The sequence below is a fragment of the Paenisporosarcina sp. P4_B8 genome, from assembly GCF_056402175.1.
Genome location: NZ_JBFUHX010000011.1, coordinates 21,620 through 48,253 on the forward strand (window position 1 = coordinate 21,620; position 26,634 = coordinate 48,253).

Sequence of the window (26,634 nt, forward strand, 5' to 3'; positions counted from 1 at the left end):
AGACGTTGCTTTTTTTATATTTAAAAAGTACTTCTGATAAAACTTCTTCAGCAGCCTTCAGGTTAGTAGAAAACATAAACTCAAAGATCGCTTTCTCGATAGCAAAAGTTCGATTTACCTTTACCTTTCGGTTAAATAATTGGGTATTTTCTATCTCGTTATTTGAAAAATCATCCATTATTCTATTTTTCAATGATTTTTTCTAAGTTCGTAATATGTAATTTGATTCAATTATTTCATAAATCTTTTAATTAAAACTCAACTTGTGTTAACCTATTAATTAATTAGGTTAACACAAGTCTTTTTTAGGTTAATCTTTAAGATAATAAGTAAATGAGGGAATTACATTGCAACATTTTTGGGTGGTAGGTACTGATACAGATGTTGGAAAAACGTTTATCACAACAGTATTCATGCGTCATCTCCAAATGCAGGGACATAGAGTAATACCTTACAAACCTGTTCAAACGGGTGAAGTCATGGATAAAGGTCGCTATTATTATCAGGACACAACAAGTTATTTAGAATATAGTTTACATCCCTTAGCTCAAGAGGCACTGAATACATACTCTTTTTCGACACCTGCATCACCGCATTTTTCGGCGGAACTTGAAGGGGAAACTATAAAAGAAGACAGGCTGCTTAAAGCGATTGAAAAGTTAAAACTAGAATATGACACGGTTATTTGTGAGGGGGCTGGAGGACTATATGTGCCACTTCATTCGGATACTACTTTGACATTGTTAGATGTTATCCAGCAATCAGCACTACCTGTCATACTCGTAGCACATACGAAGCTCGGCACAATCAATCACACTTTGTTATCTGTAAATGCGCTGAAGGCACGTAATATCGAATTACTAGGTATTGTGTTCAACAAATTCGAGCAGAGTGCATTAGAAAAAAACAATATCGACACAATACGTCGATTTACTGCTGTTCCATACGTGGTAATTGAGGCGAATCGTACGATTGAAAGCTTTGATGATGAATCGGTTTTTGAAAGGTTGTTGACCGATGACATATAAAGAACTTCAAGCCCGTGACCTTAAACATATTTGGCATCCTTGCTCACAAATGAAAGACTATGAATCCTTTCCACCGATTGTGATAGACCATGGCAAAGGGGTGTGGTTGTACGACAATCAAGGAAATCGTTATTTAGATGCAGTTTCCTCATGGTGGGTCAATTTATTTGGCCATGCGAATCCGCGTATTAGCAAGGCTTTAGCTGAGCAAGCACAAAAATTGGAGCACGTAATTTTTGCGAACTTTACCCATGAGCCTGCGATACATGTGGCTGAGAAACTCGTTGCACTGACACCAAAAGGTTTGGAAAAAGTGTTTTTTGCCGATAACGGATCCGCCGCCATTGAGGTCGCGCTAAAAATGAGCTTTCAGTACCGTGCCCAAACGAATCAGCCGAAGAAAAAACGGTTTTTAGCATTTACAAATGCCTATCATGGCGAAACACTCGGTGCCTTGTCCGTTGGAGGAGTCGGTTTATACAACGAAGTATTTGCTCCTCTGTTATTAAACGTTGTACATACACAAGGACCGGATTGTTTTCGCTGTCCTTTTGGCGAATCACCAACGACCTGCAGCGCTCCTTGTACACAGTATGTAGAAGAACAATTGAAGCAATATGCCGATACGATTTCTGCTGCCATTATTGAACCGTTAATTCAAGCGGCAGCAGGAATGAAAATGTATCCGCCTGTTTTCCTGAAAAAATTAAGGGCATTATGCAATGAATATGATGTGCATCTAATAGCTGATGAGGTGGCGGTCGGCTTTGGCCGTACGGGTACACTCTTTGCATGCGAGCAAGCTGATATTACACCGGATTTTTTATGTTTATCCAAAGGCATTACGGGTGGCTATTTACCGCTTTCCGCTGTATTGACAACGAATGAGATATTTAACGCCTTTTATGACGACTACGGAACGATGAAGGCATTTTTACATTCGCATAGTTATTCAGGTAACCCACTCGCACTACGTGTAGCACAGGAAGTATTGGCCATTTTTGAAGAAGAAGAAGTGTTGACAAAGTTAGTAGCCAAACAAGAATTGTTAAAAAAATTAGCAAAAAGAGCATTTGAACATTTACCTTATGTAGGTGAATATCGTCAAACTGGCTTCGTTGGGGCAGTTGAATTAGTTGCGAATAAAGAGACGAAGTCGTCATTCCCAAGTGAAGAGCGAAACGGCTATCAAATTTATCAGCGTGCACTAGAGAAAGGGCTCCTGATTCGTCCGCTCGGTAATATCATTTATTTCATGCCACCTTATGTCATTTCAGAAGATGAAATCGAATGGATGATTGGGACAACGAGAGTAGTTATCGAACAATTTTTCAAAGACAGGGGAATATAAATTGAAAAACTCACGAACTTTATCGCTTACCCTTGTTGCGGTTTTTGCTGCAATGACCGCAATTGGCGCATTTATTAAAATTCCGTTACCCGTAGTGCCCTTTACACTTCAAATTATTGTCGTGTATTTAGCAGGTTCAATATTAGGAAGTAAGCGAGGTCTTCAAAGTCAGTTGGTATATGTCCTCGTCGGTTTAGCGGGACTTCCTGTCTTTACTCAAGGCGGAGGTGTTATGTATGTATTACAGCCGACATTTGGTTATTTAATTGACTTCGCTGTAGGTGCCTATGTGATCGGCTTCATCATTGAACGCGTCGAGCAACCTACACGCAAACACTTTATTGTTGCGAATTTGATTGGAACTGCTGTCATTTATGCGATTGGTGTACCTTATCTCTACCTGGCATTAAATCTTTGGCTGGACGTACCAACTAACCTATCACATGTAATGGCAGTAGGGCTGTTAAATACGGTAGGTGTTGACATTGCACTTGCTATTTTTACGAGTTTAATAGCTACTCGTATATATCCATTTTTGAAAACAATACATTCAACGAAAAGAGGCACACAAAATGAACTGGCAAACATTAGCTCAGGAAGTCATTGACGGTAAAGAAATAACAAATGAAGAGGCAATGGCAATTTTAACAACGGAAGATGATGAACTGCTACCCCTACTGCATGGTGCTTTTACAATCCGTAAGCATTATTACGGGAAAAAAGTGAAATTAAATATGATTATGAATGCGAAAAGTGGCTATTGCCCAGAGGACTGCGGTTATTGTTCACAATCGTCAAGATCAACTGCACCAATCGAAAAATATCCGTTTATATCCAAAGAAGAAATATTGGCAGGTGCTAAGCATGCATTTGAAAATCAAATCGGTACATTTTGTATCGTTGCAAGTGGCCGTGGTCCAACACGTAGAGACGTGAATGTTGTCAGTCAGGCAGTAGAAGAAATTAAAGAGAAATACGGATTGAAAGTATGTGCTTGCTTAGGACTTTTAAAAGAAGAACAAGCCGAGCAACTGAAAAATGCTGGTGTCGATCGCTATAATCATAACTTAAATACATCTGAACGCCATCACGATTACATCACGACTTCACATACATATGCAGATCGTGTGAATACGGTGGAGATTGTAAAAAAACATGGTATCTCTCCATGTTCAGGAGCAATCGTTGGTATGAAAGAAACGAAGGAAGATGTAGTTGATATTACGCGTGCACTTCGCCGCCTGGATGCGGATTCGATACCAGTAAATTTCCTGCATGCGATTGATGGTACAAAACTGGAAGGTACAAACGAACTGAATCCGCGCTATTGCTTGAAGGTACTGGCACTGTTCCGTTTTATGAATCCAACAAAAGAGATTCGTATTTCGGGTGGTCGCGAGGTGAATCTTGGTTCACTTCAACCATTGGGTCTATATGCAGCAAACAGTATTTTCGTTGGCGACTATTTAACTACAGAAGGTCAAGCGGAGAATAAAGACTATTTAATGTTGCAAGATCTAGGCTTCGAAATAGAGCTTGCAGAAAAGCAAGAATCATTATGTGAAGTTTAACTTAATAGGCAGTGACATATATTACATGTTTCACCAGATGACAAGGTGTTAATGGAAGATTTAAGAGTCGTGCTTATGGAAAAAATAGTTCGTAAATGTGAGTTAGAAACTACTCTGTTTAGTCTAAGTAACTTTCAAAATTCTATAGAAGAAACCATTTTGATTTTTATCAAAATGGTTTCTTTTAGTTTGACGCTAAAAAAGCGTTCCAATATTTTGAATTTTTGGGGATGAATATTACATGTATTTATGTTAAAATTTTCTAGTTAACGATACTATATTTCATAGAATAGGGAGGTGATATAGGTTAGGAACTTTAAGATATTTGAGCTAGTTTCAAATATTTGTGTTATCTGTGGATACATATTAAATACTGAGATTAGAAGTTGAGGGATGCCAATGTGGAACATTTTAAAGACTTGTTTAATCCTAGAGAAATCAAATAAAAAAAATATTTTTGCTTGTATTTTCGTAGCAGTAGTTATTTTTGGCTTAATGTTATTTGTGAAAACTGAGGATTTAGGAAACAAAGTTAAAGAAATATCTGGTGAATCTCAATCGCTTTCTTTAGCGTTGAGTAAATTTCAAAATGTAGACGCAACTGATGAAGGAAATGGCAGCGACTTATATAAGAATTTAGCACTTCAACGTCAATATGTAGCTAAGCAAAGCATGTCACTAACAATGGAACTACCAGAATTATTTGTAGATACAGCGATAGACCTTGCAAATTTAAGAGCTAACTCATTTGATATGGAGGGCTTTGATAGTGTTGCGAGTTATCTACCTACAAAAGTAGAAAATCAATTAGATCGAGTGTTTTATAAATCTATTAAGAAAACTGGAATGTCGTTTTCCATAGATTCATTATCTTTCTTTCCATTTCTTCCTTATCTATTTGGTGTACTAGGTTCAGTTTGGTTTATTTTCATGTGTATGTATTCATGTGGAATCATGATTGAGGACTTCCAACATACCTCTTTAATTAAGGGGTATCCAATCACGTTTGATAAGTATGTAATAGCTAAATGTATCTCACTAATGCTCATAGTAGGTATATTTCTTCTAGAGTTAGTTGTTTGCAGTCTACCGTTAATTTATTTTAAGGGATTTGGTAACCCTTCCTTTCCGATTGCTATCTTTGATGGTATTTTTGAAGTTTATCCAATATACCAATACCTAGGTGTATCTATACTTTATATGATTTTGATTTCCACTTTTACAATACTATTATCAATAATATTAAATGTTTTATTGAAGAATATGTATTTGACGCTTTTTGTGCAATTATTATTGTATATTTTCCCTATTTTATTTCCAAACCTGATGAACCTTGTACCGTTTAACCCATTTAATTATCTGAATTTTCCGGGTATTTTGAATGGGCAGTCGCTCGGCCTGGCAAACCCAGCCTTCCTAAATAGCACACATGGTCTTATCTATATCGGAATTAGTATTGCCATAATGGTAGTCGCTGTAAAGTACTTCTTGACTACTGGGAAACTTAAAAAGATATAGGGGAGTGAGTAATGTTGGCGTATTTCAAGTTTGAATTTTTTCAATTTATTAGCAATAAGAAAAATATCGCAATTTATGTCATTCTACTTTTTTTCTCATGTTATTTTGCACTAAAAATTGCTCCAACATATAACCCTATTGAAAAAGTAGATGAAAGTGAAATTGAAGCACGGTATCTAACAAGGGAGGAATTTCTAAATAATGTTGATATTAGTGCAGGAACACATTTTTTAACTCTTTTTGCTATAGAAATATACCCAGAATGGAATGAATATGATAAAGGACGATTAGAAGCTATTAAACATCACAAGCTGAAAGAGTATGCTGAGGCTACTTCTAAGTGGTATGCGTACGCTGATAAGATAATTTTTTACAGGGGAATGGGTGTCCTATTTTATAATCCGGGGTATTACACATATGGAAATAATTATGCAACGATGGACGGACACTATGCCTATTTATATTCTGCAAGTCGATACGAAGGATATACAGAAGGGAAATCGAGTTTATCTGTAAATGTTTTCGAAGAAAGGACAGCCTTACAAACATTGCAACGTCTGTTACACTCTTACCTTCCGATAATTCTCATTGTTAGCTGTATATTCTTCACGGTGGATATCGTGTTGAAGGATCGCCGGAATCCAACACTGTTACAAGGTTTACCACTTTCAAATTGGAGAAAGTTGCTTGTAAAAGGAGGAGTTGCCTTACTAGGTACCTTCCTATCAATTATTCCACTCTCTGTTGGTTTATTGATAATTGGTGGACGAAATGGATTTGGAGATTTTGATTTACCTGTTCCGATATATTCTGCTGATGAAAAATTATTTTCAAATATAATGCTATGGGAATATCTAGTACAAAACATGCTATTTATGGTTTTCTGGTTTTTATTCATCATTTCATTACTACTACTTGTGAGCGTAATGTTAAAAAATGAGTTTGCAAATTTATTGGTAGCTAGTGTGTTTGTTATTGCTGAATTTATCTATTTTAATAGAGGGAATGGGACAGTTTGGAATGTTCAGTGGACTCCAACGAGCTATGTTCAAGTTGGGCAAATTATCTCGGGGTATCGGAACTATCTTTATAATTCCGAAGCACTCACATTTGAAGGCGGACTCTCCGTATTAGGATTGTGTACGTGTATTTTTCTGTTATCCACTTTCTTGATTAGTAATCAAAGAAAGTTTAAGCTACTTTAGTTTGATAGAGATGGAGTGAAGATATGATTGAATTAAAAAATATTGGTGTTCACTTTTCAAGTAGAGACATTTTAAAAGATGTTTCGGTGATGTTCAATCCGGGAGAAATTATTGGTTTGGTGGCTCCGAATGGGACTGGAAAGTCAACGCTTATGAATGTAATCATGAATTATATCAACCCAAACAGTGGGAAAGTCATTCTAAATCATAAGTTAGAATATACAAATAAAAAGAATGAAGTGAAAATACATCAACTAGTATCCATGATGCCTGATCAAGGTGACTTATATAATCAGATTTCCGGTAAAGAGCATTTAAAAATTTATTCCTCAATGTGGAACAGTAACCCAAAATTGATTGACAGTATAATAAATGAACTAGGAATGGCGTCATATATAGACAAGAAAACAGGAACGTATTCTTTGGGGATGCGCCAAAGACTTTGTTTTGCAATGCAAATTGTATCAGATACCCAAGTCATGTTAATGGATGAAGTGATGAATGGATTGGATCCTACTCATGTCGAACTTATTTCTCAAATACTAGTTAAAAAGAAAATCGAAGGAAAGACGATTATTGTGGCTTCTCATTTATTAGAAAACTTAGAAAAATATGCGAACCGCATTTTCTTTATGAAAAATGGAGAATTGATACTAGTCAATGCCATATCCCCAGGGTTTGAAGAAAAAGAAATCACAACCGTAAGAGTAAAAGAAATGACAGAGATGACAAAAGAAAAGTTTTCAAAAGAGTTTCCAGATACAAACGTACGATCATTGCCAAATGGCAGTACTCTATTAGATGTGCGCGGATATGATTCTGGGAAATTAGGAAAAATAGTAGAGTTTCTTAATGAAAATCAAATAACAGAGTTTAGTTTCGGGAAAATAACATTAAATGACTTGTATTCAATGTATTATCAAGAAGGCTGAGGTTATAGGAAAATACCAAATTCCGACATGACTACGTAATAAGCTATCGTAATCATGTATCGATTTGAATATGGTCAACCACAAATAATATATAAACGGGGTCTCTTGCTATGCACTGCAAGGACCCATTTTTGCTTTCTTAGAGTTAGTTGAAAAAGGTCGATTAAAAAATCATTGCTCTTTATTAATTAATTTATTTGTTCAATGAATGAACCATTATGCATGTTTACTTCGAGTGACGGCTCATCTTGACGTTTCTTGAAATTTAATATTAACTACTTCTTCAGTTTCGGTATTATATTCAATTCTTACATAAACGCCGAATTCTTTGTTGCCATCTTTTAACCATAATTTAAATTTTTCAATGGTTGTATTCTCTTTAGATTCGCTTCCTTCATGTAGATAGTCAATAATATCTGCATTGGGATATTTAGATTTTGTCTCTGACATAGCGAGCTGTCCCCACTTAGCGTAAGCTGGAATTTCTCCTTGTGCATGAGCAATAGACGGGATATGTGTTGGTGTTGAATTAGCTGTAATAATAATTCCAAGTGCAACAATTGTTTTTCGCATAATTGATCTCATCTCCTTTTTTATAGGATGAGTCATTTGCTTAAATTCATTCAATCCATACCTCTGTAGTATTGGAACTGCAACCGACAGAATGATTCTCTCATTTATTATCAAATTCCTTGTTTAAATCACATAATTGATATTATATCGTTTGAAGAGCCAAAAGTTGCTGAACTAAAAAGAAGTTGATTTTTCAAATCGAGCTTTAAGGCATAGATGTCTTAATCAAAATTTATATAAATAAAGTGATGTTACTGACTCATGGCCAGATCGCCAATATCACTGGAACGTAAGAGAACGCGCATTTTATAAAAATATAAAATGTGCGTTCTCTCATTTTTATTAAATAATCAATTCTAGTTTTTTCGCTACTATATTATTTCAACAACTCTTTCATACAGTGATGACAACTTTTCCTTGAGCGTGACCTTCTTCAAAATACCTGAAAGCATCAGGTACTTCACTGAACTTATAACATCTATCAATAACTGGTTTTACTTTGCCGGCTTCAAGTAGTTCTTTCATATAAATCAGATCTTTTTGGTTTGCACTTTGTAACATGGTACCCATCTTTTTATTGCTGATAAATGAATGCCAAGGTCCAAGAAGCATTGCCTGGGTTAGTTGTGCACCCGCACCTCCGACCATAACATAATTTCCTTTGGGATTTAATGAACGCTTATAAGCAGAAATGGGTTTGTATCCGTTAACAGCAAGAATCAGGTCATAACGCTCCGCTTTTTTTGTGAAATCTTCCTTTGTATAGTCAATGACATGGGATGCTCCAATCGATTGCACGATGTCCACATTTCTCGTACTGCATACAGCAGTTACCTCAGCCCCAAAAGATTTGGCAATCTGTACTGCGAAAGTACCCACGCCACCAGAGGCACCATTAATCAATACTTTTTGACCTGATTGAATTTTGCCTTTATCCCGGAGACCCTGTAAGGCTGTGACTCCCGCCATAGGTACAGCAGCAGCTTCCACAAAGGAAATATTGGCTGGCTTTATGGCCAATGCATTTTCAGGAACAGCTACATATTCGGCAAATCCAGACCACCCACAACTAGATAAATCTCCGAATACCTCATCGCCTGGTTGAAACTGTTTAACATATTTTCCGACTGCTTCAACACGACCCGCTATGTCACCGCCAGGTATGGAGTATTTGGGTTTTAGAAGTCCGAAAGCAAAGCGGGCTAAGAACGGTTCTCCTCTCAAAAGTACCAGGTTACCATGGTTCACGGATGCTGCATGAATCTTAACGAGTACTTGATTGTCCTCGGGAGTGGGTTTTTCCACCTCTGACATTTCAAGAACATCAGGTGAACCATATTTGTAACACACAATAGCTTTCAGAATTATTCCTCCTAATTCACTTCGAATACTTCCATAAAGACTATAAAAATTGTCTTATTTATAGATATTCCAGTAAAGAGTCAATCAAGACTGGTATTTGTAAAAAAATCACAGTTAGACTAACAATGATTGACAACAAATAAGAGCTGGATACTTTAAAACTGTTAACAAGTCACAAGCATTTTCATTTGGACAAAAAAATGTCACAAGCATTAATGACGTCATTTGACTAATTATTTGATACGATGTTAGGAGTATCGTAAAGGAGCGACTTTGATGACGACAGATCTCAATTTACTATTGGCATTTGGAGCCGGATTTTTAAGCTTCATCTCGCCGTGTACTCTGCCTTTATATCCAGCATTTCTTTCTTATATAACTGGCATGACATTGGATGAATTGAAAACGAATCGAGGCATTTTGCAAAGACGAGGTATGTTGCATACTCTATTTTTCTTGATTGGTTTTTCAAGCATTTTTATTGCACTCGGATTTAGTACAAGTTTGTTCTATACGTTTTTCCAGCAGAATCAAGAATTAATCCGCCAAGTTGGTGCGATTTTTATCGTATTATTTGGTCTGCTTGTTGTGGGCGTGTTCAAACCTGAGTTTTTAATGAAAGAACGAAGAATTCAGTTTAAAAACCGACCATCCGGTTATTTAGGGACGGTATTAATAGGAATGGCCTTTGCAGCTGGATGGCAACCATGCACGGGGCCGATTTTGGCGTCAGTGTTTGTTTTGGCTACAGATAACCCTGGTTCAGGTGTATGGTATATGCTTGCTTATGTTCTTGGATTCGCTATTCCGTTTTTCGTACTGTCCTTATTCATTACAAGACTTGGGTGGATTCGAAAACACAATACGAAAATCGTGAAGATTGGCGGATATGTCATGATCGCTGTCGGGATATTACTATTCTTTGATGGGATGACATACATCATCCGTATATTAAGTCCGATTTTTGGTGACTTCCAAGGGTTTTAACAGGTAAAATAAATGGTATGTGGCAGAGGTGGTGTTGAAGATGAAATCCATATCAACTTATGAACAATGGCAGGAAGTCGTTCAACGCGAGAAGCATCTGCTGCTATTTGTGAAAACGACGAACTGCTCGGTATGTGAAGGGTTATATCCGCAAATCGCTGCACTTGAAGATGAAGTGTCCATTCCGTTTTATGTCGTGAATGCAGCAGAGGTACCTGAACTAGCAGGACAGCTCAGTTTATTTACAGCTCCGGTTGTCATGTTGATGTTACAAGGAAAAGAGTATGCAAGGTATGCAGGGTTCGTTCCTGTGAAAGAAGTACTAGAAAAACTACAAGAATTACAGAAATGGGAGGAATCCAATGTTTGAACTGTATAAACAAATTCCTTCACAATGGCTAATCATTGGTTCAACCATTATGGCAGTGGTCATGGGGACAATTGTGATGATGGTACGCGCGAAATCTGCGAATAGACCGGTCAGTGCGAAGAAAATAATACTGCCACCATTGTTCATGTCTACAGGGGCTTTTATGTTTGTATCTGACTATTTCCGTGTTCCTCCAATGCAAATTGCAGAGGCACTTGGTGTAGGTTTGCTGTTTTCATTGGTGTTAATTTGGACATCCAAATTCGAAGTGAAAAATAACAACATTTACTTGAAACAATCGAAAGCCTTTATTTTTATATTAATTGGTTTGCTGATTATAAGAGTCATTGCAAAAGTCATTCTAAGCTCGACGATTGATGTAGGCGAGTTAAGTGGAATGTTCTGGATCCTTGCTTTTGGCATGATAGTGCCATGGCGCATTGCGATGCTGATTCAATATAAAAATCTAGAGAAGAAAATCATCCATAATCACGCAGAAAAGCCGACCTTTACTTCATAGGTCGGCTTTTTCTATATTTGTTAGCTATTTAGCTCAATCCGCACGAGGGCATGACGTAAGTTACTTTTAGGTTTAAAACAAATGTTCATAAGGAGTCATATCAATTTTCATAGACTCAAGCTTTTTGCGTAGGAATTTATGATCTCGCTTCGGTGTTGCTTGAATATATCCTCGAATAATATGATCATGCTCAATGGAAGTCGCTTTTTCCTCCAAAGCAATTTGACCCACTTTACCCGCAATCTTTTGTTTAGCAACTGGTCTGAATAATTCAGGAACAGGCGTGACCAGCTCATTTAACATCAACTTTGCTTGATCTCCCCATAAGTGTAGAGACTCCTGGACGTAATGCTCTTCCCAGTCAAGTACGGATTTTCCATCATCTTTCGGCAACACTTTTAAAAACTTGCGGAACATGAAGTAGCCACCAATGGCAAACAGGCCGGCAAGTACAAATACCCAAAATACAATAAACCACAAAAACCAACCATCTAAGCCCAACATTCTCACCTCTTATACACGATTCTTCTATTATAGAAGGTTTTGGCAAAAAATACACGCCCTATGTATCTTTTTTCTCGTTTTCACTCTATGTAATGAGTGAAAGGAGGTGATGCAACATGGCAAACGTTGATTTCAAAGAAGCGGTTGTACGATTAACGTATGACGCAGGACTCACTCAGGATGGAAAAATGATTAAAAAAGCGAAAACGTACCGCAATGTAAAACAAACAGCAACAGCGGACCAATTATCGGAATTAACAGGCATACTATCTAGCTTTTCATCGTTTCCGATTATCGCTGCAGAGAAAATCGAAACTGGTAATATCCAAAACTAATGGAGAGAGGGGACTAACAAATGGCACAAGTACTCGAAATGCAATTTGAAACAGCTGGTGGCAAAAAACTTTCTGTTTCCATCGATGATCCACGTGCGGATTTAACTGCACTGGAAGTGGAAACTGGGATGCAAGCAGTAATTGCAAGCGCAGTCTTTGAAGTGGATGGATTCGGTTTAGCCAATGCTTATAATGCACGTTTAATCGAACGAAATGTAACGGATCTAGTGTAATACCATAAAGGGCTGCCCCGCAAAGTGGGGCGGCCTTTTATTTTACAAGGAGGTTAAAATATGGAGCAATGGCTGAAGTTAATTCAAGAAGTAGGTTTTCCGATCTTCGTGTCTTTTTATTTGATGCACCGTGTGGAAACAAAACTTCAACTCATTCACGAAGCGTTGTTATCATTAAAAAACGGATAGACACAAATTCGTTGAAATCGCTGGATACTCCCTCCTTGAATTCATAAATTCGATTCGATAAGATGAAAAGGAGCGAAAGTGGGGAGAGTCCATGACGAAACTAACAAAAGCGTTCTTAGTCATAACTTTGAGCGTAATCTTATTGGCTGGATGTAATTCAAATAAGTTTAAAGCAGAAACTGACTGGGAAGTAGAATCTTTTTCACATGAATCACAACGTGGGGAAGACGTATCCTTGGATAGTTTAAAAGGGAAAGTATGGCTTGCAACATTTATTTTCACTAATTGTGAAACGGTGTGTCCGCCGATGACGATGAATATGACGATGGTGCAAGATGAATTAATCAAGTTGGGTGTGGAAGATTATAAAATCGTCGCATTTAGCGTAGATCCAAAAGTGGATACACCTGAAATCTTAACAGACTACTTAGCTAAATTTAACCCACCTGACGAAACAAAATGGGAATTGCTTTCGGGTTATGATCCTGTTTATATTGAACAATTTGCGAAAGAATCATTTAAATCTTTAGTCAAAGCTGATCCAAGCTCCAATCAAGTGGTCCATGGGCAAAGCTTCTACTTAGTCGATCAAAACGGTGTAGTTGTAAAAAGCTACAATGGTTTTCAAGATGTGCAAAAAGAAGAAATCGCATCTGACATGAAAGCATTAATCGAACAAGGAAAGTAAAGTGAACAGGCTAAGTTAAATTTAGCTAATATTTAGTAGGATAGTTAGTCCTTTATGAGGACTAACTATCCTTTTTTTATAGATTGTTTTTGATTTTCTTCTTAAACTAATTCAGCATGTATTTAAGGAAAAAGAATAACCATAGGGTTTGCGTTATTTTTTCCATATACTGTATAATTTAATGGTCATCTTTAACAAACGGATGCTTTACTTCAAGAAGGAGAATAACATTTTTTGCATTTTTCTTATTGAACTGACGGGAAGGTTAGTTGAATGAGAAATTCCCATTTTTGAGTTCTAAATAAGGATTAATAAGTATATAGATACAAAGAATTTCTCAGTATCGTACATCGTTGCACGACGTATCGTGAGAGGGTAATGTAAGGAGGTCCGACGCCATAGAGTCAGGATCTATGCCCTGCGCAAGAGGGATTAACGCTTTTTTTATTGAACTTATTAAATTAACGAGTCAGGTAGTGGAAGAAGGTATAACCAAGATATAAGAAAATACAGTATTCAAAGGGGTGTTTAGTTTGAATAATCGACAGGAAAATCCAGAAGAAGAAAAAAGAGAGAGATTAAGACAAGAAGAACTTAAAAAAAATCCGTATGGTGCATTAAGAGATGGATTAAATCGAGGTGAAAATGGAAATATAACAGATTTAGTTGGTGATTTAGGTTGGAAAGGAACAGGAATATTAATAATTGTATTAATAGTTGGATATGTACTTTACAAATTGTTATATTAATTCTGATTAATATTTCCACTAACATATAGAAGAACTTAAATATATAGACAGACCCCAGTGAATGAAAATATCACTAGGGTCTTAAAAAAGTCTTTATGTTCTATTAATTAGCTTACGTCTATAATTTTATATCCTCTGGTGCCTCAATCACATGTGATTCTAGTGGATTAATTGGGTCGTGATTACGTAAACACCCAAAATTAAGACCAGTAATTGTTTCAATTCTTGATATTGGAACTTGATATGTTTTATATTCACCGTAGATAAACTCCAAATTCTCAATAAGATCTTTTTGAGTCTGCATATAAGCAGATGCAGAAAGGTTACCATCTTCCTTAACCATAATAACGATTTTCCAAAACTCTGAAGGTATTTTAACGCCTCTGTAAACAATGTCATCCTCCCTAAAAACTGGTCCAGTAAACACTGTCACTTTCAGATTCCAGTTTTCAGCATTATCTAAAATATAATTCTCAAGATCCAACCAGATTTTTTGATTTAAATCGCTATGTTGGGGAGCACAATTTGTGAAATGGAATGTATCCTTATTCGCCTTTTCCGCTGCATCTCCCCAAATAGGATCGCTGCGGCGGACTAGATGCCCTCGATCAAGTGGATTGTTTTTATATAATTCAGGACCACACTGGTATTCTATTTCGATACGAGGATCCAGATACCATTTATCATTACGTTGAATACTTCTCAATTGGTTTCCATCAATATTTACCACCGTATAATATGCTAAACGGCGTGACTTACTCATGACTATCGAAAAATGAGTGTAATGAAGCACCTTGCTACCGTCTTTTAGAAGGGCAATATCCTGTTCATCACTTCGGAATTTCGGATGTGGAACCTCATAATCATCACCAAGAAATTTAGGGTCATAACCAACCGAAGCTTCATACCATGAATCATTTAATATCTCAACTATCATCTCATCAGAATTATCTTTGGTGATTTCTTGCCCTTGCACAAGTTCATTAATTAACAATTTCTGATTTTCATTCAAAGTTGTGTCCTCCTTCTTTTTATTAGGTATTCTACAACTGATTTTAAATTCCTTCTTATAAAAAGAGGACAAACTATTTTATCTTTGTAAATATCAAGACAAACAAAACCCTCTAAGAAATCAAAAAAGGCAATAACATATTTGATATTTAAAATATGTTATTGCCTTTCATTTTATAAAATTTAATAGGTATTACCAATATAAAAGTATCCGATTCATTTGTTACTGATCATTTTTTTGGTTTTTCAATAAGTCGCGAATTTCAGTAAGTAAAGCTTCTTTTGCATCTATTACTGGGCCTTCCTCAACCACTGCTTCTTTTTTGCGCTGGAATTTCATCAGGATACGGATGACCATGAAGATTGCGAAGGCAACGATGAGAAAGTCCACTATGGATTGGATGAAGTTTCCGACCATCACTTCTGCATCGCCAACTGGAATAATGATTCCTGTAAAATCAATACCACCCATTAACACGCCGATCAATGGAGTTATTATATCTGCCACGAGGGAAGAGACTATTTTACCGAAGGCTGCCCCGATTACAACCGCTACTGCTAAGTCCATAACATTTCCTTTTAACGCGAATTTCTTGAAATCTTGCCACATATTTTTCTCACTCCTTTGCTCTCAGTCTACAAAAAGAATAAAATATTGTAAATGCAAGCAATATGATATTTGTCAAAAAGATAGACCACAAACTAAATTGAAGTGACGGTGTCCTATCATCTGTGATAAAATGATGAAAAAAACGGGATGCGAATGTATGAAAAAACGAAAGAAAATGAAACGATTGTCTGCAGTTACAAGAGGATTGTTAATCATACTTATGGTTCCCATTACAATGACTCTGTTTGTTTTAACTAGTGTGTACTGGGGGGATTTACAAAGAATTCCAATCGTCCACACACTGACTGAATCGATACAAGATGCACCCAAAAAGATGATGGATATGGACATTCCTGAAGAATATATACCGATTTACAAGGAAGCAGCGAAGGAATATGAAGTTCCATGGACGCTGTTGGCAGCACATCATCGCATTGAAACGAAATTCTCAACTATGGATCCTCTACTGTCTCCTGTAGGAGCTGAAGGACATATGCAGTTTATGCCATGTACATTTGTAGGATGGCAGCATCCTAGTTGTTCGGGTCAAGGAAAAGGGGACATATCAAAAGAAGATAAAACAAACCCAGATGTCATTGCCAAATATGGTGGGTATGGTATTGACGCCAATGAGGATGGGAAAGCAGACCCATATCAGCTTGATGACGCAATATTTAGTGCAGCGAACTATTTAGCAAGTAATGGAGCAGCAAATGGTGATCTGGAACATGCTATTTACATGTACAATCGCAGTGATGAATATGTAGAAGATGTATTATATTACTATCATAAATATGAAGAAGAGCAGGGCACACAAGGACAAGCTGCTTCTTCAGAACAATAAAAAAAGAGACGTTCAATTTGAACGTCTCTTTTTTTATATTATGTTTTGCGTAGTGCTTTTAAAATCATGCTTACAATGAAGATTAAAATAATTGCACCAATAAATGCTGGAATGATTTGAATATCGGCAACTGTTGGTCCGAAGCTGAATAACATACCGCCGATCCATGCACCGATGATACCAGCAATAATGTTACCAATAATTCCGCCGGGTATGTCTTTACCTAAAATAAGCCCTGCTAACCAACCAATGATACCACCGATAATAAGGTATAAAATAAATCCCATGTTCGTCATCTCCTGTTCGATAAAGTTTAATTTGACTTGCTAGTAATTAGATATCCTCAAACGATTCACTTCAAACCATTTTTTGAAAATATTTTTTACGCCATAACAATTTCATATCCTACTGCAAACGAATAATTCTACAAACCAGTTTGACTTTGCGTGCATATAATAAAAACTTCAGCGCTAATCAATAGTCTGAACAAAAACAAAAAAAGTATGTACTTTAATTTCAGATTCCGATATTTTTTTCGTTTTTAATGTCAGAAAATTCGCAAAAAGTTTTGTGAATTGAAAATTAAAGGCGTATAATTAAAAAAAGGAGTGAGTTGAGATGGACGAAATCATGATGAGAAAACTTAACCGACAGGCAATGTGGTTTGTTGTGCTTCACACCATTTTTATCTTCAATCTCGCATTCGACGTCATTGAATTTACTTGAAAATTGTGGATAGCTAGCCTATCCACAATTTTTTTACTTTCTGATACATAAAAGACAGCCCAATACACCAAAGTAGTCAGGAGTTTTACTATTGAAGAAACCATGGGATCGATATACATATAGGCAAGTATTTGAAAATCTTCGCGATGAGCATTTGGCTTCACCTATGGAAGCATATATGAAACATAATTTTCCTTTTCTCGGCATTAAAAGTCCGGCACGAAATGAAGCATTAAAAAACTATTTTGCTGAACATGAAATTCCCGAAAAACAACAATTGTTTGAAGAAGTGTGGGAAATTTATCAGCTGCCTGAAAGGGAATTTCAATATGTAGCAATAGCTTTATTAAGTAAAAAAATTAAAGCATTAACAATTGAGGATTTGTCTTTCATCGAGAAACTGATAACGGAAAAATCGTGGTGGGATAGTGTCGATTCCATTGCGCCATCCATTGTTGGGGAAATTGTAAAAAAGGATAGATTAAATGGAGAAAAAGTCATGCGATTGTGGTCAGATTCAGATAATATGTGGCTGAATCGCTCAGCTATTCTGCATCAATTGAAATATAAAAATGAAACAAACGAAAACATACTGGAAGAAATCATTTTAAATCATGCAGAATCGAATGAATTTTTCATTCAGAAAGCAATTGGTTGGGTATTACGGGAATACTCAAAAACAAATCCTGTATTTGTTCAACAATTTGTAGAAGTGAATGAATTGAAACCTTTAAGTAAAAGGGAAGCACTGAAACACTTCAAATGAAAAAGCAGCCAATCGGCTGCTTTTGTTATTTTACGGAGTCACTGATGAATGTGTGGTCTTTATAATACATGTTTTTCACCAATACATTTGGTCCCAGACATTTTACTGCCGGGCAATGGCAGTTCAATTCTTTTGCAAGAGGCGAGTCCAGCCATTTGTCAAAAATGATTGGTAAGGAATCACTCTTCATATTACCGAGTACAGGTGCATCTCCAAAGTCTGTGACAATGACATCACCTGAGAAAATATTGATATTCAATCTTGAACGGCCGTCAGGGTCATTACGAACGGTGACATTCGTTTCTTCTTTCAATCTTTGCTGAAGATGACGATCTTCTTCACTGGCGCTGCAAGGATAAAATGGCAAAGTTCCGAAAAGCATCCAGGTGTTTTTATCACGTACATCGAGTAAGTGATGAATGGCTTGTCGTGTTTCCTCTAACGTCAATGAAGTCAAACTGCTAGCGAAATCTGAAGGGTACATAGGGTGAATTTCGTGTCTTGCGCATTTCATTTCTTCAACTACTTGACGATGTATGTGTTCCAAGTACGGCAGTGTTTTCTTATTTAGCATCGTTTCAGCTGAAACCATGACGCCCGCATCAGATAACATGCGGCTGTTTTCAATCATGCGGTCAAAGAGTTTTGCACGTTGTTCGTACGTTGGTTTTCGTTCCATAACTGCAAATCCAGTCTCCACAAATTCGTCTACCGTTCCCCAATTATGCGAGATATGTAAAACATCAAGAAAAGGAGCAATCATCATATAACGCTCAGGATCCAGTGTCAGATTCGAATTGATTTGTGTGCGAACTCCACGCTCATTCGCATATTTTAATAGTGGAAGAACATAATTCGTGACCGATTTTTTCGATAGCATCGGTTCTCCGCCTGTAATGCTGAGAGTTTGTAGATGTGGGATTTCGTCTAGCCTCTTTCGCAGTAGCTCAAAAGGGAGTGCCTCGGGATCTTTGTTTTGAAGTGTATAACCAACTGCACAATGTGCACAACGCATATTGCATAGCGTAGTGGTCGTGAACTCGATGTTCGACAGCGTCAGCTTGCCGTGTTTTTCCATATCTAAGTAAGCTTCCCAAGGATCATAAGAAGGGGTAAGCTTTTGAATTGTTGTATTCATCAATCAATCGTCCTTTCTACAATAAGTAATTGTCGCATATCAAAAGCCTATTGAAAACGTTAGATTTTAGATTTTGTTTCGATTCAAGTAATATAAGAAGAAAAGGTGATTTTTATGGATTATCCAAATCCAATACTCCTGTATGATGGAAGCTGTGGTTTTTGTCAGCAGTCTGTCCAATTTATCCTGCAGAATGAGCGTGACGAAACCATTTGTTTCGCACCACTTCAAAGTAAATTTGCGAGTCAAATAATAAAAGAACATCCATTTTTACAATCAATAGATTCAATCGTGGTTCTTAAGGGAAAAGAATTATTAGTGGAATCGGATGCGGTGATAGCATTGTCATCGTATCTCAAGGCTCCGTACCATTTGGGTACTATGTTAAAAGTGCTTCCCAAATTTTCACGAGATGGATTGTATCGATTCGTGGCAAAGCACAGACACCGTTTAATTCGTAGTAACCAATCGTGTTTACTACCATCCCCCCAACAGCGTAAACGATTTGTCGGTTAATCAAAGGAGAGGTTTTAGATGTTTTTAGAAGACAATAATGAAATACGGAAAGAACTTTTTCAAACGATAGAGGGTTTGACAGATGAACAGTTCAATAAAAAACCCGCAAATGACAAATGGTCGCCAAAGCAAATTTTTGAACATCTAGTGCGCATGGAAACCGTCATTGCTACCAATATCGCAAGAGAACTTAAAAACCCGGATAGTCCGAAAGCCAGAAAAAAACCAATCGGCCTTTCAACAAATCGATTAATTAAAGTAGAAGCCCCGGGTTATACAGTTCCGACTGAAGAATACAAAACAAAAATGGAGATGCTGAAAGATCTCCATGAATCGCGACTCTTCTTATTAGATGTTTATGAATCAAGCACAAAAACCGTATTCAAAGAAAAATCATTCAAACATCCGATTTTTGGTCAAGTCCCATTGATTCAATGGTTTCCGTTTGTAGGACTACATGAAAAAAGGCATTTAAAGCAATTGAAAAAAACGATTGAAATGTTGTAAGGTCATAAGCATTACTTATCACAACCAATAATTTTAATGTAATTTACTTATAAACTAGACTACGTTATGATAGGAACTGGAGAAAAGTCGCTACCAATAGATGAGAGCCTTTTCATAAGACAAAAGGAGGAAAAGACATGGCAAAAAGTAACTTGCATAATAGCCGTACTTCTTTCGATTTAAACGGTAAAACGTATAACTATTATCGTTTAGCAGCGTTAGAAGAGGCAGGGATCGCAAATGTTTCCCGCCTTCCTTATTCAATTAAAGTATTGCTTGAGTCCGTACTGCGCCAACATGACGGATATGTCATCAAAGATGACCACGTAGAAGAATTGGCAAAATGGGGTAAAGACGTTGACCCTGAAGCGGAAGTACCTTTCAAACCTTCACGTGTAATCCTTCAAGATTTCACTGGAGTGCCAGTAGTAGTTGACTTGGCAGCACTTCGTTCAGCTATGGCTGAAATGGGCGGAGACCCAGACAAAATCAACCCTGCAATTCCTGTTGATTTAGTTATTGACCACTCTGTACAAGTAGACAATTACGGTACAGGTGATGCACTTCGCATCAATATGGAACTTGAATTCGAACGTAATGCAGAGCGTTACCAGTTCCTTAGCTGGGCTCAAAAAGCATATGACAACTACCGTGCTGTACCACCGGCAACAGGTATCGTTCACCAAGTAAACTTAGAGTACTTGGCAAATGTTGTTCATGCTGTACAAAATGAAGACGGTACATACGAAACGTATCCAGATACATTAGTAGGTACTGACTCACATACAACAATGATCAACGGTATCGGTGTTTTAGGCTGGGGCGTAGGCGGTATCGAAGCGGAAGCGGGTATGCTTGGTCAACCTTCATACTTCCCGATTCCTGAAGTTATTGGTGTTAAATTAACTGGCGACCTTCCAAACGGAACAACTGCTACTGACTTAGCACTTAAAGTAACTGAAGTACTTCGTAAAAAAGGTGTAGTAGGGAAATTTGTTGAGTTCTTCGGAGCGGGTGTAACAAAACTTCCTCTTGCTGACCGTGCGACAATTGCCAACATGGCTCCTGAGTACGGCGCAACTTGTGGTTTCTTCCCAGTTGATGAAGAAGCACTTGATTACATGCGTTTAACTAGCCGTGACGCTGATCACATCCAAGTAGTTAAAGAATATTTAACTGCTAACGGAATGTTCTTCACAGCGGATAACGAAGATCCAACATATACAGACGTTGTAGAATTAGACTTATCTACAATCGAACCAAACATGTCTGGACCGAAACGTCCACAAGATTTGATTCCATTGTCTGAAATGAAGTCTGAATTCAACAAAGCGGTTGTTGCTCCTCATGGCAACCAAGGATTCGGTTTATCTAAAAAAGAATTCAAGAAGTCTGCTACAGTAACGATGGCAGATGGGGCTGAAGTAACAATTCCTACAGGTGCTATTGGTATTGCTGCCATCACATCATGTACGAATACATCAAACCCATTCGTAATGTTAGGTGCGGGTCTTGTTGCTAAAAAAGCAGCTGAAAAAGGCTTGCGTCCACCAGCATACGTGAAAACTTCACTTGCACCAGGTTCTAAAGTTGTAACAGGTTACTTACGTGACGCTGGTCTATTACAACCATTGGCTGATGTAGGATTTGATTTAGTTGGTTATGGTTGTACAACATGTATCGGTAACTCGGGTCCAATGCTTCCTGAAATTGAAAAAGGCATCATTGAAAACGATCTACTTGTTACTTCTGTACTTTCAGGTAACCGTAACTTCGAAGGCCGTATTCACCCATTAGTAAAAGCTAACTACTTAGCTTCACCACCACTTGTTGTTGCTTATGCACTAGCAGGTACGGTTGATATCGACCTTCAAAATGAAGCACTTGGTCAAGACAAAGACGGCAACGATGTATTCTTTGCTGATATCTGGCCATCAACAGAAGAAGTGAAAGAAGTTCTTCTTAAAACAGTAACACCTGAATTATTCCGTAAAGAATATGAGCGCGTTTTCAGTGAAAACGAGCGTTGGAATGCGATTGAAACATCAAATGATTCATTGTATACATTTGACGAAGATTCAACGTACATCCAAAACCCTCCTTATTTCGAAGGTTTAACAAAAGAACCAAGTGATATCCAAACACTTGCAGGACTTCGTGTAGTTGCGAAATTCGGAGATTCAATTACAACTGACCACATTTCACCAGCTGGTGCAATTGGTAAAGATACTCCAGCAGGTAAATACTTGCGCGAACGCGGTGTGGAAGTACGCGACTTTAACTCATATGGTTCACGTCGTGGTAGCCACGAAGTTATGATGCGTGGTACGTTTGCAAACATCCGTATCCGTAACCAAATCGCAGCAGGTACAGAAGGTGGATTCACTACTTACTGGCCAAACGGAGAAATCATGGCAATCTATGATGCAGCAATGAAATACCAAGAAGACGGCACTGGCTTAGTTGTTCTTGCAGGTAAAGATTACGGTATGGGATCTTCACGTGACTGGGCAGCTAAAGGTACGAACTTACTTGGCATTAAAACAGTTATTGCTGAAAGCTACGAGCGTATTCACCGTTCTAACTTAGTTATGATGGGTGTTTTACCACTTCAATACTTACCAGGTCAAAGTGCTGAAACACTTGGCTTAACAGGTAAAGAAGAAATCAGCGTAAACATTGCTGAAGGCGTGAAACCTCGTGATATCCTGAAAGTAACGGCTAAATCTGCTGACGGTTCTGTAAAAGAATTCGACGTGTTGGCACGTTTCGATTCAGAAGTTGAAGTTGATTACTATCGTCATGGCGGTATCCTACCAATGGTATTGCGTGACAAACTGAAAAACTAAGAATTTTTTAAAGACTGTCCTTATGGGCAGTCTTTTTTTGTTGTGATTCCCCTTTATAATTGTCATTCAATTTCGAACATTCATATGTTACACTTTTTGGAAGAGAGTTTGTAAGAAAGGGAATCATTACATGAACCTGCCTTTACTGAAATCAAAACTCGTACCACCCGTAACCAGTGAGATTTATATGCGACGGTCTTCTTTGACACGCACATTCAAGCAAATCGCTTCCAAAAAATGCACATTGATTACAGGTGGGGCTGGATACGGCAAAAGCTCGGCAATTGCTCAATATATTGCTGACAACCGCGTCAATTGTTCCTGGTACTCCGTTTCTTCGGAAGATGACGACCTGGTACCTTTTTTACGCTATTTAATCGGCAGCATCCAAAGAGTTGTTCCAAGCTTTGGGCAGCAATTATTGAAAGATTGGTCCACACAGCCAGCCTTTCCCACAGAGAAAGAGTTAATCGCTTGGCACGCCTGGTTTGTGAATGAACTGGATCAGATTGCTGAACCACTTGTCATTATTATCGATGACTACCATTTAATTGATCATGTTTTCTCCGTCAATTTTATGATGGAACGAATCTTGGAACATTGTCCAATCGATGTTCATATAGTGTTGATTTCGCGCACTCGACCAAAATGGACGCAATTATTAAAGTTGAAAATGAGTGGCCAATTACTTGAAGTGAAAGAAAAGGACCTGGTCTTCACGGAAGAAGAAATACTAGTCTACTTCGAAGACTATTTCAACCGTCATTTATCCGATCAGGAGTCCAAACGTATTCTGGAAATTACGGAAGGATGGGCCATTGCCATTCAATTAATGGCGGTACAGTCTGTTAGTTCGGAGAGCCCATTTGATGTGGCGATTAAACCAGCGATGGAAGATCTATTTCATTATTTATCCGACGAGGTCTTTATGAGATTTACTGAAGACGAGCAAAAATGGCTTTTGCAGTTTTCAATATTCCCGACGTTTTCCTTGTCATTCATTGATGATTTTTATGGAAATGCGGCTTCGGAATTTTTACAATCGTTTCGCAATCATCACGGCTTTATCCAACAACTTGGAGAGGATACAGTCTACCGGTATCATGCGTTGTTCCAGCAATATTTAATTGCCAAGTGGAAAAAATCCAATACGGAAGAATTGAAATTAGCCCAGAAAGTAGCAGCTCGCTATTTTGAGCAGCGAAACGACTCGATTCGCGCCATTCATCATGCGATTCAATGTGAAGATGCTCATTTCATTTCTCAAATCGTCATGACTGTGGCACCAAAATTATTGAAATTGGGACAATTTGATTTAATCATCGATAGTTTAAAAGAAATTCCATTACAGTCTTTCAATGAATACCCTGCGCTCTCGTTTATTGAAGGTGAAGCCAATCGCTATCGTGCATATTATGAAAAATCAAAACAGGCGTACTTGAAATGTCTGGCACTCGCTACAGAAAAAGATGATGCCTTTTATATGAGCACCGCGCATGCGGGCCTTGCACATATTTATTTAGATACAATTCAACCCGGTTTGGCAGATCCGCATCTCGCATCAGCGATTTCATTTGCGAACCAAACATCAACCATGTCGCAAACGGACATGTTCAATTTAAAACGTCAATTTGCCGAGAATCTCGTGAATTTAGGAAAAATGAGAGAAGCCAATGCGTTTATCGTCAAAGAGCAGTTACCAGGGGATCTATTGACCGATGGCAATTTGGATGCGCGAATTTTATTGAGGACGGGAAAACTATCTGCTTCCATTCATCTGCTTGAAAACCATCTAAGGGAAGGGAATATAATTCCCGACTCTCATCGTGAAGCTGCTGTTCTCCTCGCCCTGTTGCATGCCATGATTGGGAATCTTACTGAAGCGAGCAATTATGCGAGTAAAGGGATTGAAAGTGGCATACGTGAAAAGTCCAGTTTTGTAGAAGCTGTCGGGTTGATTCGAAAAGGACATTCAGAAAGTATCGACCGACTGCATTTGTTAGATGCACCTGAGCGCTTGTATGTGCAAGCCATCGACATAATGGACCAATTGGATGTTTCCAGAGGAAAAGCGGAGCCTTATTTGGGGTTGGCGCTGTTAAAAGCAAAGCAAGGTCTTCATCATGAGGCACTAGTCCTTGCTGAAAAAGGATTGCGGGAAACAGAGTCAGTTCAGGATTCCTGGCTTTCTGCTTATATTAAGATTGGTATTGCTATGATTTATTGCATGTATCATCAATATGATCAGGCAAATCAGTATGCCAGACAAGCAAAAGCTGACTTTGTGGCATGCGGCGATTCGTTTGGTTTAGTGGTTGCATCATTTTGGTTGAGTTTGTGTTCAATGCAATTAAATGACTCTCCTCAATTTACGGAAGAAATAAAGTGCTTTTCCCGATTTCTTTTGACCGAACAGTATACATTTTTTGTCGATAAACTAACGATGTATGGGCCGCTGGATATGCAACAAGTATACTTACTCGTTCAGCATGCTTTAAAACTGATGCCTGATGATGAGGATATTCAACGCTTAAGTCAACATCTGCAACTAGATAATCAAATCAACTATCCGGGTTATACATTGCGTGTGCAATTGCTTGGACCGTTCGCCATATCGCTCGGCAATGAAGAAGTGGAAGACAAAAAGTGGCAAAGGGAAAAAGCGAAGGATTTATTTGTGTATTTATTCATTCATAGAGACCGGTATGTCCCGAAAGATGAGTTGGTAGGAGAACTGTTTGTTGATCAGGATGAGAAAACCGCAAATCGGGATTTTAAAGTGGCTTTGAATGCACTTTACAATGTACTGGAACCTAAAAGATCTCCTCGCGCAGAATCTTATTTCATCATCCGGAAACAAAATATGTATCGTATCCATCCGAAAGCCGCATTGATCAGTGACGTCCAGCAATTTCAACAACTGGCGACACAAGGATTGGAAGAACGCAATCCAAAGCAAGCCATCATTTTATTGAAATCTGCTGCGGCGCTTTATAGAGGGTCTTTTTATTTGAACCAAAGCCCGTGTGACTGGTTCCAATTTGAGCAAGAACAGTTTCGTCAATTGTATTTGCAAGTGATTGAAAGGCTTGCTCAAAATTCGACCAGACTGCAGGAATTCGCTCAAACGATTTATTGGGCTGAGAAACTAATTAAACTCGAACAAACGTGGGAAGAAGCCTACCGTCTTTTGATGTATGCCCACTACCAGCGACACAACCGCTCCCAAGCAATCAAATGGTATGAGCGTTGCGTGAATATGCTGGAAAATGAATTTGACTTAAAACCGATGGAAACGACTGAACAAATGTTTGAGTTGATTACGATTGGCTATACCTGACCTGTTTCGAGCTTTGCTCGGAGCGGGTTTTTTCTTTGTAGGTTTCAGGGGGGATGCGTATGGGGTTACTCGTCGCAGAAAAATTGCTTCTGTTTCTGCATCGCTACGCTAGCTTCGAAACATGAAAGTGCGTTGCATCGCTTCGCTGCATCGTCGCATGAAACCTTTTGCTCCTGCGGTTACTCGTCGCAAAAAAATTGCTCATGTTTCTG

28 protein-coding genes are annotated in these 26,634 nt (G+C 37.9%); 21 read left to right on the top strand and 7 right to left on the bottom strand.

Annotated elements, in window-relative coordinates:
- The first annotated feature begins 347 nt into the window (after positions 1-347).
- The 7 genes from bioD (at position 348) to AC1DSK_RS11535 (ending at position 7,605) form a co-directional block, all read left to right on the top strand.
- On the top strand, positions 348-1,028 hold the full coding sequence (gene bioD / locus AC1DSK_RS11505; protein WP_477547481.1) for a dethiobiotin synthase: 681 nt from the start codon (positions 348-350) through the stop codon (positions 1,026-1,028).
- Positions 1,018-2,379 carry an adenosylmethionine--8-amino-7-oxononanoate transaminase gene (gene bioA, locus AC1DSK_RS11510; RefSeq protein ID WP_477547482.1) on the top strand — a complete coding sequence of 454 codons (1,362 nt, stop codon included), beginning with the start codon at positions 1,018-1,020 and terminating at the stop codon, positions 2,377-2,379. The genes bioD and bioA overlap by 11 nt, the downstream gene beginning before the upstream one ends.
- A gap of 52 nt (positions 2,380-2,431) precedes the next feature.
- A complete protein-coding gene (locus AC1DSK_RS11515; protein WP_477547642.1) occupies positions 2,432-2,986 on the top strand; it encodes a biotin transporter BioY in 555 nt (184 codons plus the stop codon).
- Positions 2,952-3,950 carry a biotin synthase BioB gene (gene bioB / locus AC1DSK_RS11520; protein ID WP_477547483.1) on the top strand — a complete coding sequence of 333 codons (999 nt, stop codon included), beginning with the start codon at positions 2,952-2,954 and terminating at the stop codon, positions 3,948-3,950. Before AC1DSK_RS11515 ends, bioB begins: the two co-directional genes overlap by 35 nt.
- A gap of 399 nt (positions 3,951-4,349) precedes the next feature.
- A complete protein-coding gene (locus AC1DSK_RS11525) occupies positions 4,350-5,468 on the top strand; it encodes an ABC transporter (RefSeq protein ID WP_477547484.1) in 1,119 nt (372 codons plus the stop codon).
- A gap of 11 nt (positions 5,469-5,479) precedes the next feature.
- Positions 5,480-6,673 carry an ABC transporter permease gene (locus AC1DSK_RS11530; RefSeq protein ID WP_477547485.1) on the top strand — a complete coding sequence of 398 codons (1,194 nt, stop codon included), beginning with the start codon at positions 5,480-5,482 and terminating at the stop codon, positions 6,671-6,673.
- A gap of 23 nt (positions 6,674-6,696) precedes the next feature.
- A complete protein-coding gene (locus AC1DSK_RS11535; protein ID WP_477547486.1) occupies positions 6,697-7,605 on the top strand; it encodes an ABC transporter ATP-binding protein in 909 nt (302 codons plus the stop codon).
- Positions 7,606-7,848: 243 nt separating this feature from the next.
- Here the strand turns inward: AC1DSK_RS11535 and AC1DSK_RS11540 are convergent, their stop codons facing one another.
- Complete coding sequence (locus AC1DSK_RS11540) at positions 7,849-8,178, bottom strand: YqzG/YhdC family protein (RefSeq protein ID WP_477547643.1); 330 nt, start codon at positions 8,176-8,178, stop codon at positions 7,849-7,851.
- A 393-nt stretch (positions 8,179-8,571) separates the two neighbouring features.
- A complete protein-coding gene (locus tag AC1DSK_RS11545; RefSeq protein ID WP_477598227.1) occupies positions 8,572-9,492 on the bottom strand; it encodes an NAD(P)-dependent alcohol dehydrogenase in 921 nt (306 codons plus the stop codon).
- Positions 9,493-9,816: 324 nt separating this feature from the next.
- Between AC1DSK_RS11545 and AC1DSK_RS11550 the strand changes: the two genes are divergently transcribed.
- Genes AC1DSK_RS11550 through AC1DSK_RS11560 form a run of 3 tightly spaced genes read left to right on the top strand, consistent with a single transcriptional unit; the run spans position 9,817 to position 11,417 of the window.
- A complete protein-coding gene (locus tag AC1DSK_RS11550) occupies positions 9,817-10,527 on the top strand; it encodes a cytochrome c biogenesis CcdA family protein (RefSeq protein ID WP_477547488.1) in 711 nt (236 codons plus the stop codon).
- A gap of 40 nt (positions 10,528-10,567) precedes the next feature.
- Complete coding sequence (locus AC1DSK_RS11555) at positions 10,568-10,897, top strand: thioredoxin family protein (protein WP_477547489.1); 330 nt, start codon at positions 10,568-10,570, stop codon at positions 10,895-10,897.
- A gap of 1 nt (position 10,898) precedes the next feature.
- Positions 10,899-11,417 carry a CcdC family protein gene (locus AC1DSK_RS11560; protein ID WP_477547644.1) on the top strand — a complete coding sequence of 173 codons (519 nt, stop codon included), beginning with the start codon at positions 10,899-10,901 and terminating at the stop codon, positions 11,415-11,417.
- A 72-nt stretch (positions 11,418-11,489) separates the two neighbouring features.
- Here the strand turns inward: AC1DSK_RS11560 and AC1DSK_RS11565 are convergent, their stop codons facing one another.
- The gene (locus AC1DSK_RS11565; protein WP_016427159.1) at positions 11,490-11,921 is read right to left on the bottom strand and encodes a DUF2621 domain-containing protein; all 432 of its coding nucleotides are present in this window, start codon (positions 11,919-11,921) and stop codon (positions 11,490-11,492) included.
- 116 nt (positions 11,922-12,037) lie between these two features.
- Here AC1DSK_RS11565 and AC1DSK_RS11570 point away from each other — a divergent pair, with 116 nt between their 5' ends.
- The 5 genes from AC1DSK_RS11570 (at position 12,038) to AC1DSK_RS11590 (ending at position 14,115) form a co-directional block, all read left to right on the top strand.
- Positions 12,038-12,256, top strand: a complete 219-nt coding sequence (locus AC1DSK_RS11570) for a DUF1659 domain-containing protein (RefSeq protein WP_016427160.1) — start codon at positions 12,038-12,040, stop codon at positions 12,254-12,256.
- 20 nt (positions 12,257-12,276) lie between these two features.
- Positions 12,277-12,489, top strand: a complete 213-nt coding sequence (locus AC1DSK_RS11575; RefSeq protein ID WP_016427161.1) for a DUF2922 domain-containing protein — start codon at positions 12,277-12,279, stop codon at positions 12,487-12,489.
- A gap of 60 nt (positions 12,490-12,549) precedes the next feature.
- Positions 12,550-12,678 (top strand): YvrJ family protein, encoded by a 129-nt coding sequence (locus AC1DSK_RS11580; RefSeq protein ID WP_016427162.1) that lies wholly within the window; start codon positions 12,550-12,552, stop codon positions 12,676-12,678.
- Between the two features lie 91 nt (positions 12,679-12,769).
- On the top strand, positions 12,770-13,366 hold the full coding sequence (locus AC1DSK_RS11585) for an SCO family protein (protein WP_477547490.1): 597 nt from the start codon (positions 12,770-12,772) through the stop codon (positions 13,364-13,366).
- 533 nt (positions 13,367-13,899) lie between these two features.
- Positions 13,900-14,115, top strand: a complete 216-nt coding sequence (locus AC1DSK_RS11590) for a DUF6366 family protein (protein WP_477547491.1) — start codon at positions 13,900-13,902, stop codon at positions 14,113-14,115.
- Positions 14,116-14,233: 118 nt separating this feature from the next.
- Here AC1DSK_RS11590 and AC1DSK_RS11595 read toward each other — a convergent pair whose 3' ends face one another.
- Positions 14,234-15,127: a DNA/RNA non-specific endonuclease gene (locus AC1DSK_RS11595; protein WP_477547492.1), complete on the bottom strand. Its 894-nt coding sequence runs from the start codon at positions 15,125-15,127 to the stop codon at positions 14,234-14,236.
- Positions 15,128-15,349: 222 nt separating this feature from the next.
- Positions 15,350-15,736, bottom strand: a complete 387-nt coding sequence (mscL, locus tag AC1DSK_RS11600) for a large conductance mechanosensitive channel protein MscL (RefSeq protein ID WP_477547493.1) — start codon at positions 15,734-15,736, stop codon at positions 15,350-15,352.
- A 157-nt stretch (positions 15,737-15,893) separates the two neighbouring features.
- Here mscL and AC1DSK_RS11605 point away from each other — a divergent pair, with 157 nt between their 5' ends.
- Entirely contained in the window at positions 15,894-16,580 is a 687-nt protein-coding gene (locus AC1DSK_RS11605) for a lytic transglycosylase domain-containing protein (protein ID WP_477547494.1), read from the top strand.
- Positions 16,581-16,618: 38 nt separating this feature from the next.
- On the opposite strand, the gene AC1DSK_RS11610 is transcribed toward AC1DSK_RS11605, so the two are convergent.
- Positions 16,619-16,867, bottom strand: a complete 249-nt coding sequence (locus AC1DSK_RS11610) for a GlsB/YeaQ/YmgE family stress response membrane protein (RefSeq protein ID WP_477547495.1) — start codon at positions 16,865-16,867, stop codon at positions 16,619-16,621.
- A 530-nt stretch (positions 16,868-17,397) separates the two neighbouring features.
- On the opposite strand from AC1DSK_RS11610, the gene AC1DSK_RS11615 reads away from it, so the two are divergent.
- Positions 17,398-18,072 (top strand): DNA alkylation repair protein, encoded by a 675-nt coding sequence (locus AC1DSK_RS11615; RefSeq protein WP_477547496.1) that lies wholly within the window; start codon positions 17,398-17,400, stop codon positions 18,070-18,072.
- 25 nt (positions 18,073-18,097) lie between these two features.
- On the opposite strand, the gene yfkAB is transcribed toward AC1DSK_RS11615, so the two are convergent.
- Complete coding sequence (yfkAB, locus tag AC1DSK_RS11620; protein ID WP_477547497.1) at positions 18,098-19,210, bottom strand: radical SAM/CxCxxxxC motif protein YfkAB; 1,113 nt, start codon at positions 19,208-19,210, stop codon at positions 18,098-18,100.
- A gap of 114 nt (positions 19,211-19,324) precedes the next feature.
- Between yfkAB and AC1DSK_RS11625 the strand changes: the two genes are divergently transcribed.
- The 4 genes from AC1DSK_RS11625 to AC1DSK_RS11640 all read left to right on the top strand — a co-directional run bounded on the left by AC1DSK_RS11625 (position 19,325) and on the right by AC1DSK_RS11640 (position 26,422).
- On the top strand, positions 19,325-19,726 hold the full coding sequence (locus AC1DSK_RS11625; protein ID WP_477547498.1) for a thiol-disulfide oxidoreductase DCC family protein: 402 nt from the start codon (positions 19,325-19,327) through the stop codon (positions 19,724-19,726).
- Between the two features lie 18 nt (positions 19,727-19,744).
- Positions 19,745-20,233, top strand: a complete 489-nt coding sequence (locus AC1DSK_RS11630; RefSeq protein WP_016427191.1) for a DinB family protein — start codon at positions 19,745-19,747, stop codon at positions 20,231-20,233.
- Positions 20,234-20,370: 137 nt separating this feature from the next.
- Positions 20,371-23,082, top strand: coding sequence for an aconitate hydratase AcnA (acnA, locus tag AC1DSK_RS11635; protein ID WP_477547499.1), 2,712 nt, complete (start codon positions 20,371-20,373; stop codon positions 23,080-23,082).
- Positions 23,083-23,212: 130 nt separating this feature from the next.
- Positions 23,213-26,422, top strand: coding sequence for a BTAD domain-containing putative transcriptional regulator (locus AC1DSK_RS11640; RefSeq protein ID WP_477547500.1), 3,210 nt, complete (start codon positions 23,213-23,215; stop codon positions 26,420-26,422).
- Positions 26,423-26,634: the final 212 nt, after the last annotated feature.

What these genes read in the sequence shown, in the direction of transcription:
- bioA (WP_477547482.1), top strand. Translation starts at nt 1,018, where the DNA reads ATGACATATAAAGAACTTCAAGCCCGTGACCTTAAACATATTTGGCAT.
- AC1DSK_RS11515 (WP_477547642.1), top strand. Translation starts at nt 2,432, where the DNA reads ATGACCGCAATTGGCGCATTTATTAAAATTCCGTTACCCGTAGTGCCC.
- bioB (WP_477547483.1), top strand. Translation starts at nt 2,952, where the DNA reads ATGAACTGGCAAACATTAGCTCAGGAAGTCATTGACGGTAAAGAAATA.
- AC1DSK_RS11525 (WP_477547484.1), top strand. Translation starts at nt 4,350, where the DNA reads ATGTGGAACATTTTAAAGACTTGTTTAATCCTAGAGAAATCAAATAAA.
- AC1DSK_RS11530 (WP_477547485.1), top strand. Translation starts at nt 5,480, where the DNA reads ATGTTGGCGTATTTCAAGTTTGAATTTTTTCAATTTATTAGCAATAAG.
- AC1DSK_RS11535 (WP_477547486.1), top strand. Translation starts at nt 6,697, where the DNA reads ATGATTGAATTAAAAAATATTGGTGTTCACTTTTCAAGTAGAGACATT.
- AC1DSK_RS11540 (WP_477547643.1), bottom strand. Translation starts at nt 8,178, where the DNA reads ATGCGAAAAACAATTGTTGCACTTGGAATTATTATTACAGCTAATTCA.
- AC1DSK_RS11545 (WP_477598227.1), bottom strand. Translation starts at nt 9,492, where the DNA reads ATGTCAGAGGTGGAAAAACCCACTCCCGAGGACAATCAAGTACTCGTT.
- AC1DSK_RS11550 (WP_477547488.1), top strand. Translation starts at nt 9,817, where the DNA reads ATGACGACAGATCTCAATTTACTATTGGCATTTGGAGCCGGATTTTTA.
- AC1DSK_RS11555 (WP_477547489.1), top strand. Translation starts at nt 10,568, where the DNA reads ATGAAATCCATATCAACTTATGAACAATGGCAGGAAGTCGTTCAACGC.
- AC1DSK_RS11565 (WP_016427159.1), bottom strand. Translation starts at nt 11,921, where the DNA reads ATGTTGGGCTTAGATGGTTGGTTTTTGTGGTTTATTGTATTTTGGGTA.
- AC1DSK_RS11570 (WP_016427160.1), top strand. Translation starts at nt 12,038, where the DNA reads ATGGCAAACGTTGATTTCAAAGAAGCGGTTGTACGATTAACGTATGAC.
- AC1DSK_RS11575 (WP_016427161.1), top strand. Translation starts at nt 12,277, where the DNA reads ATGGCACAAGTACTCGAAATGCAATTTGAAACAGCTGGTGGCAAAAAA.
- AC1DSK_RS11580 (WP_016427162.1), top strand. Translation starts at nt 12,550, where the DNA reads ATGGAGCAATGGCTGAAGTTAATTCAAGAAGTAGGTTTTCCGATCTTC.
- AC1DSK_RS11585 (WP_477547490.1), top strand. Translation starts at nt 12,770, where the DNA reads ATGACGAAACTAACAAAAGCGTTCTTAGTCATAACTTTGAGCGTAATC.
- mscL (WP_477547493.1), bottom strand. Translation starts at nt 15,736, where the DNA reads ATGTGGCAAGATTTCAAGAAATTCGCGTTAAAAGGAAATGTTATGGAC.
- AC1DSK_RS11605 (WP_477547494.1), top strand. Translation starts at nt 15,894, where the DNA reads ATGAAAAAACGAAAGAAAATGAAACGATTGTCTGCAGTTACAAGAGGA.
- AC1DSK_RS11610 (WP_477547495.1), bottom strand. Translation starts at nt 16,867, where the DNA reads ATGGGATTTATTTTATACCTTATTATCGGTGGTATCATTGGTTGGTTA.
- yfkAB (WP_477547497.1), bottom strand. Translation starts at nt 19,210, where the DNA reads ATGAATACAACAATTCAAAAGCTTACCCCTTCTTATGATCCTTGGGAA.
- AC1DSK_RS11625 (WP_477547498.1), top strand. Translation starts at nt 19,325, where the DNA reads ATGGATTATCCAAATCCAATACTCCTGTATGATGGAAGCTGTGGTTTT.
- AC1DSK_RS11630 (WP_016427191.1), top strand. Translation starts at nt 19,745, where the DNA reads ATGTTTTTAGAAGACAATAATGAAATACGGAAAGAACTTTTTCAAACG.
- acnA (WP_477547499.1), top strand. Translation starts at nt 20,371, where the DNA reads ATGGCAAAAAGTAACTTGCATAATAGCCGTACTTCTTTCGATTTAAAC.
- AC1DSK_RS11640 (WP_477547500.1), top strand. Translation starts at nt 23,213, where the DNA reads ATGAACCTGCCTTTACTGAAATCAAAACTCGTACCACCCGTAACCAGT.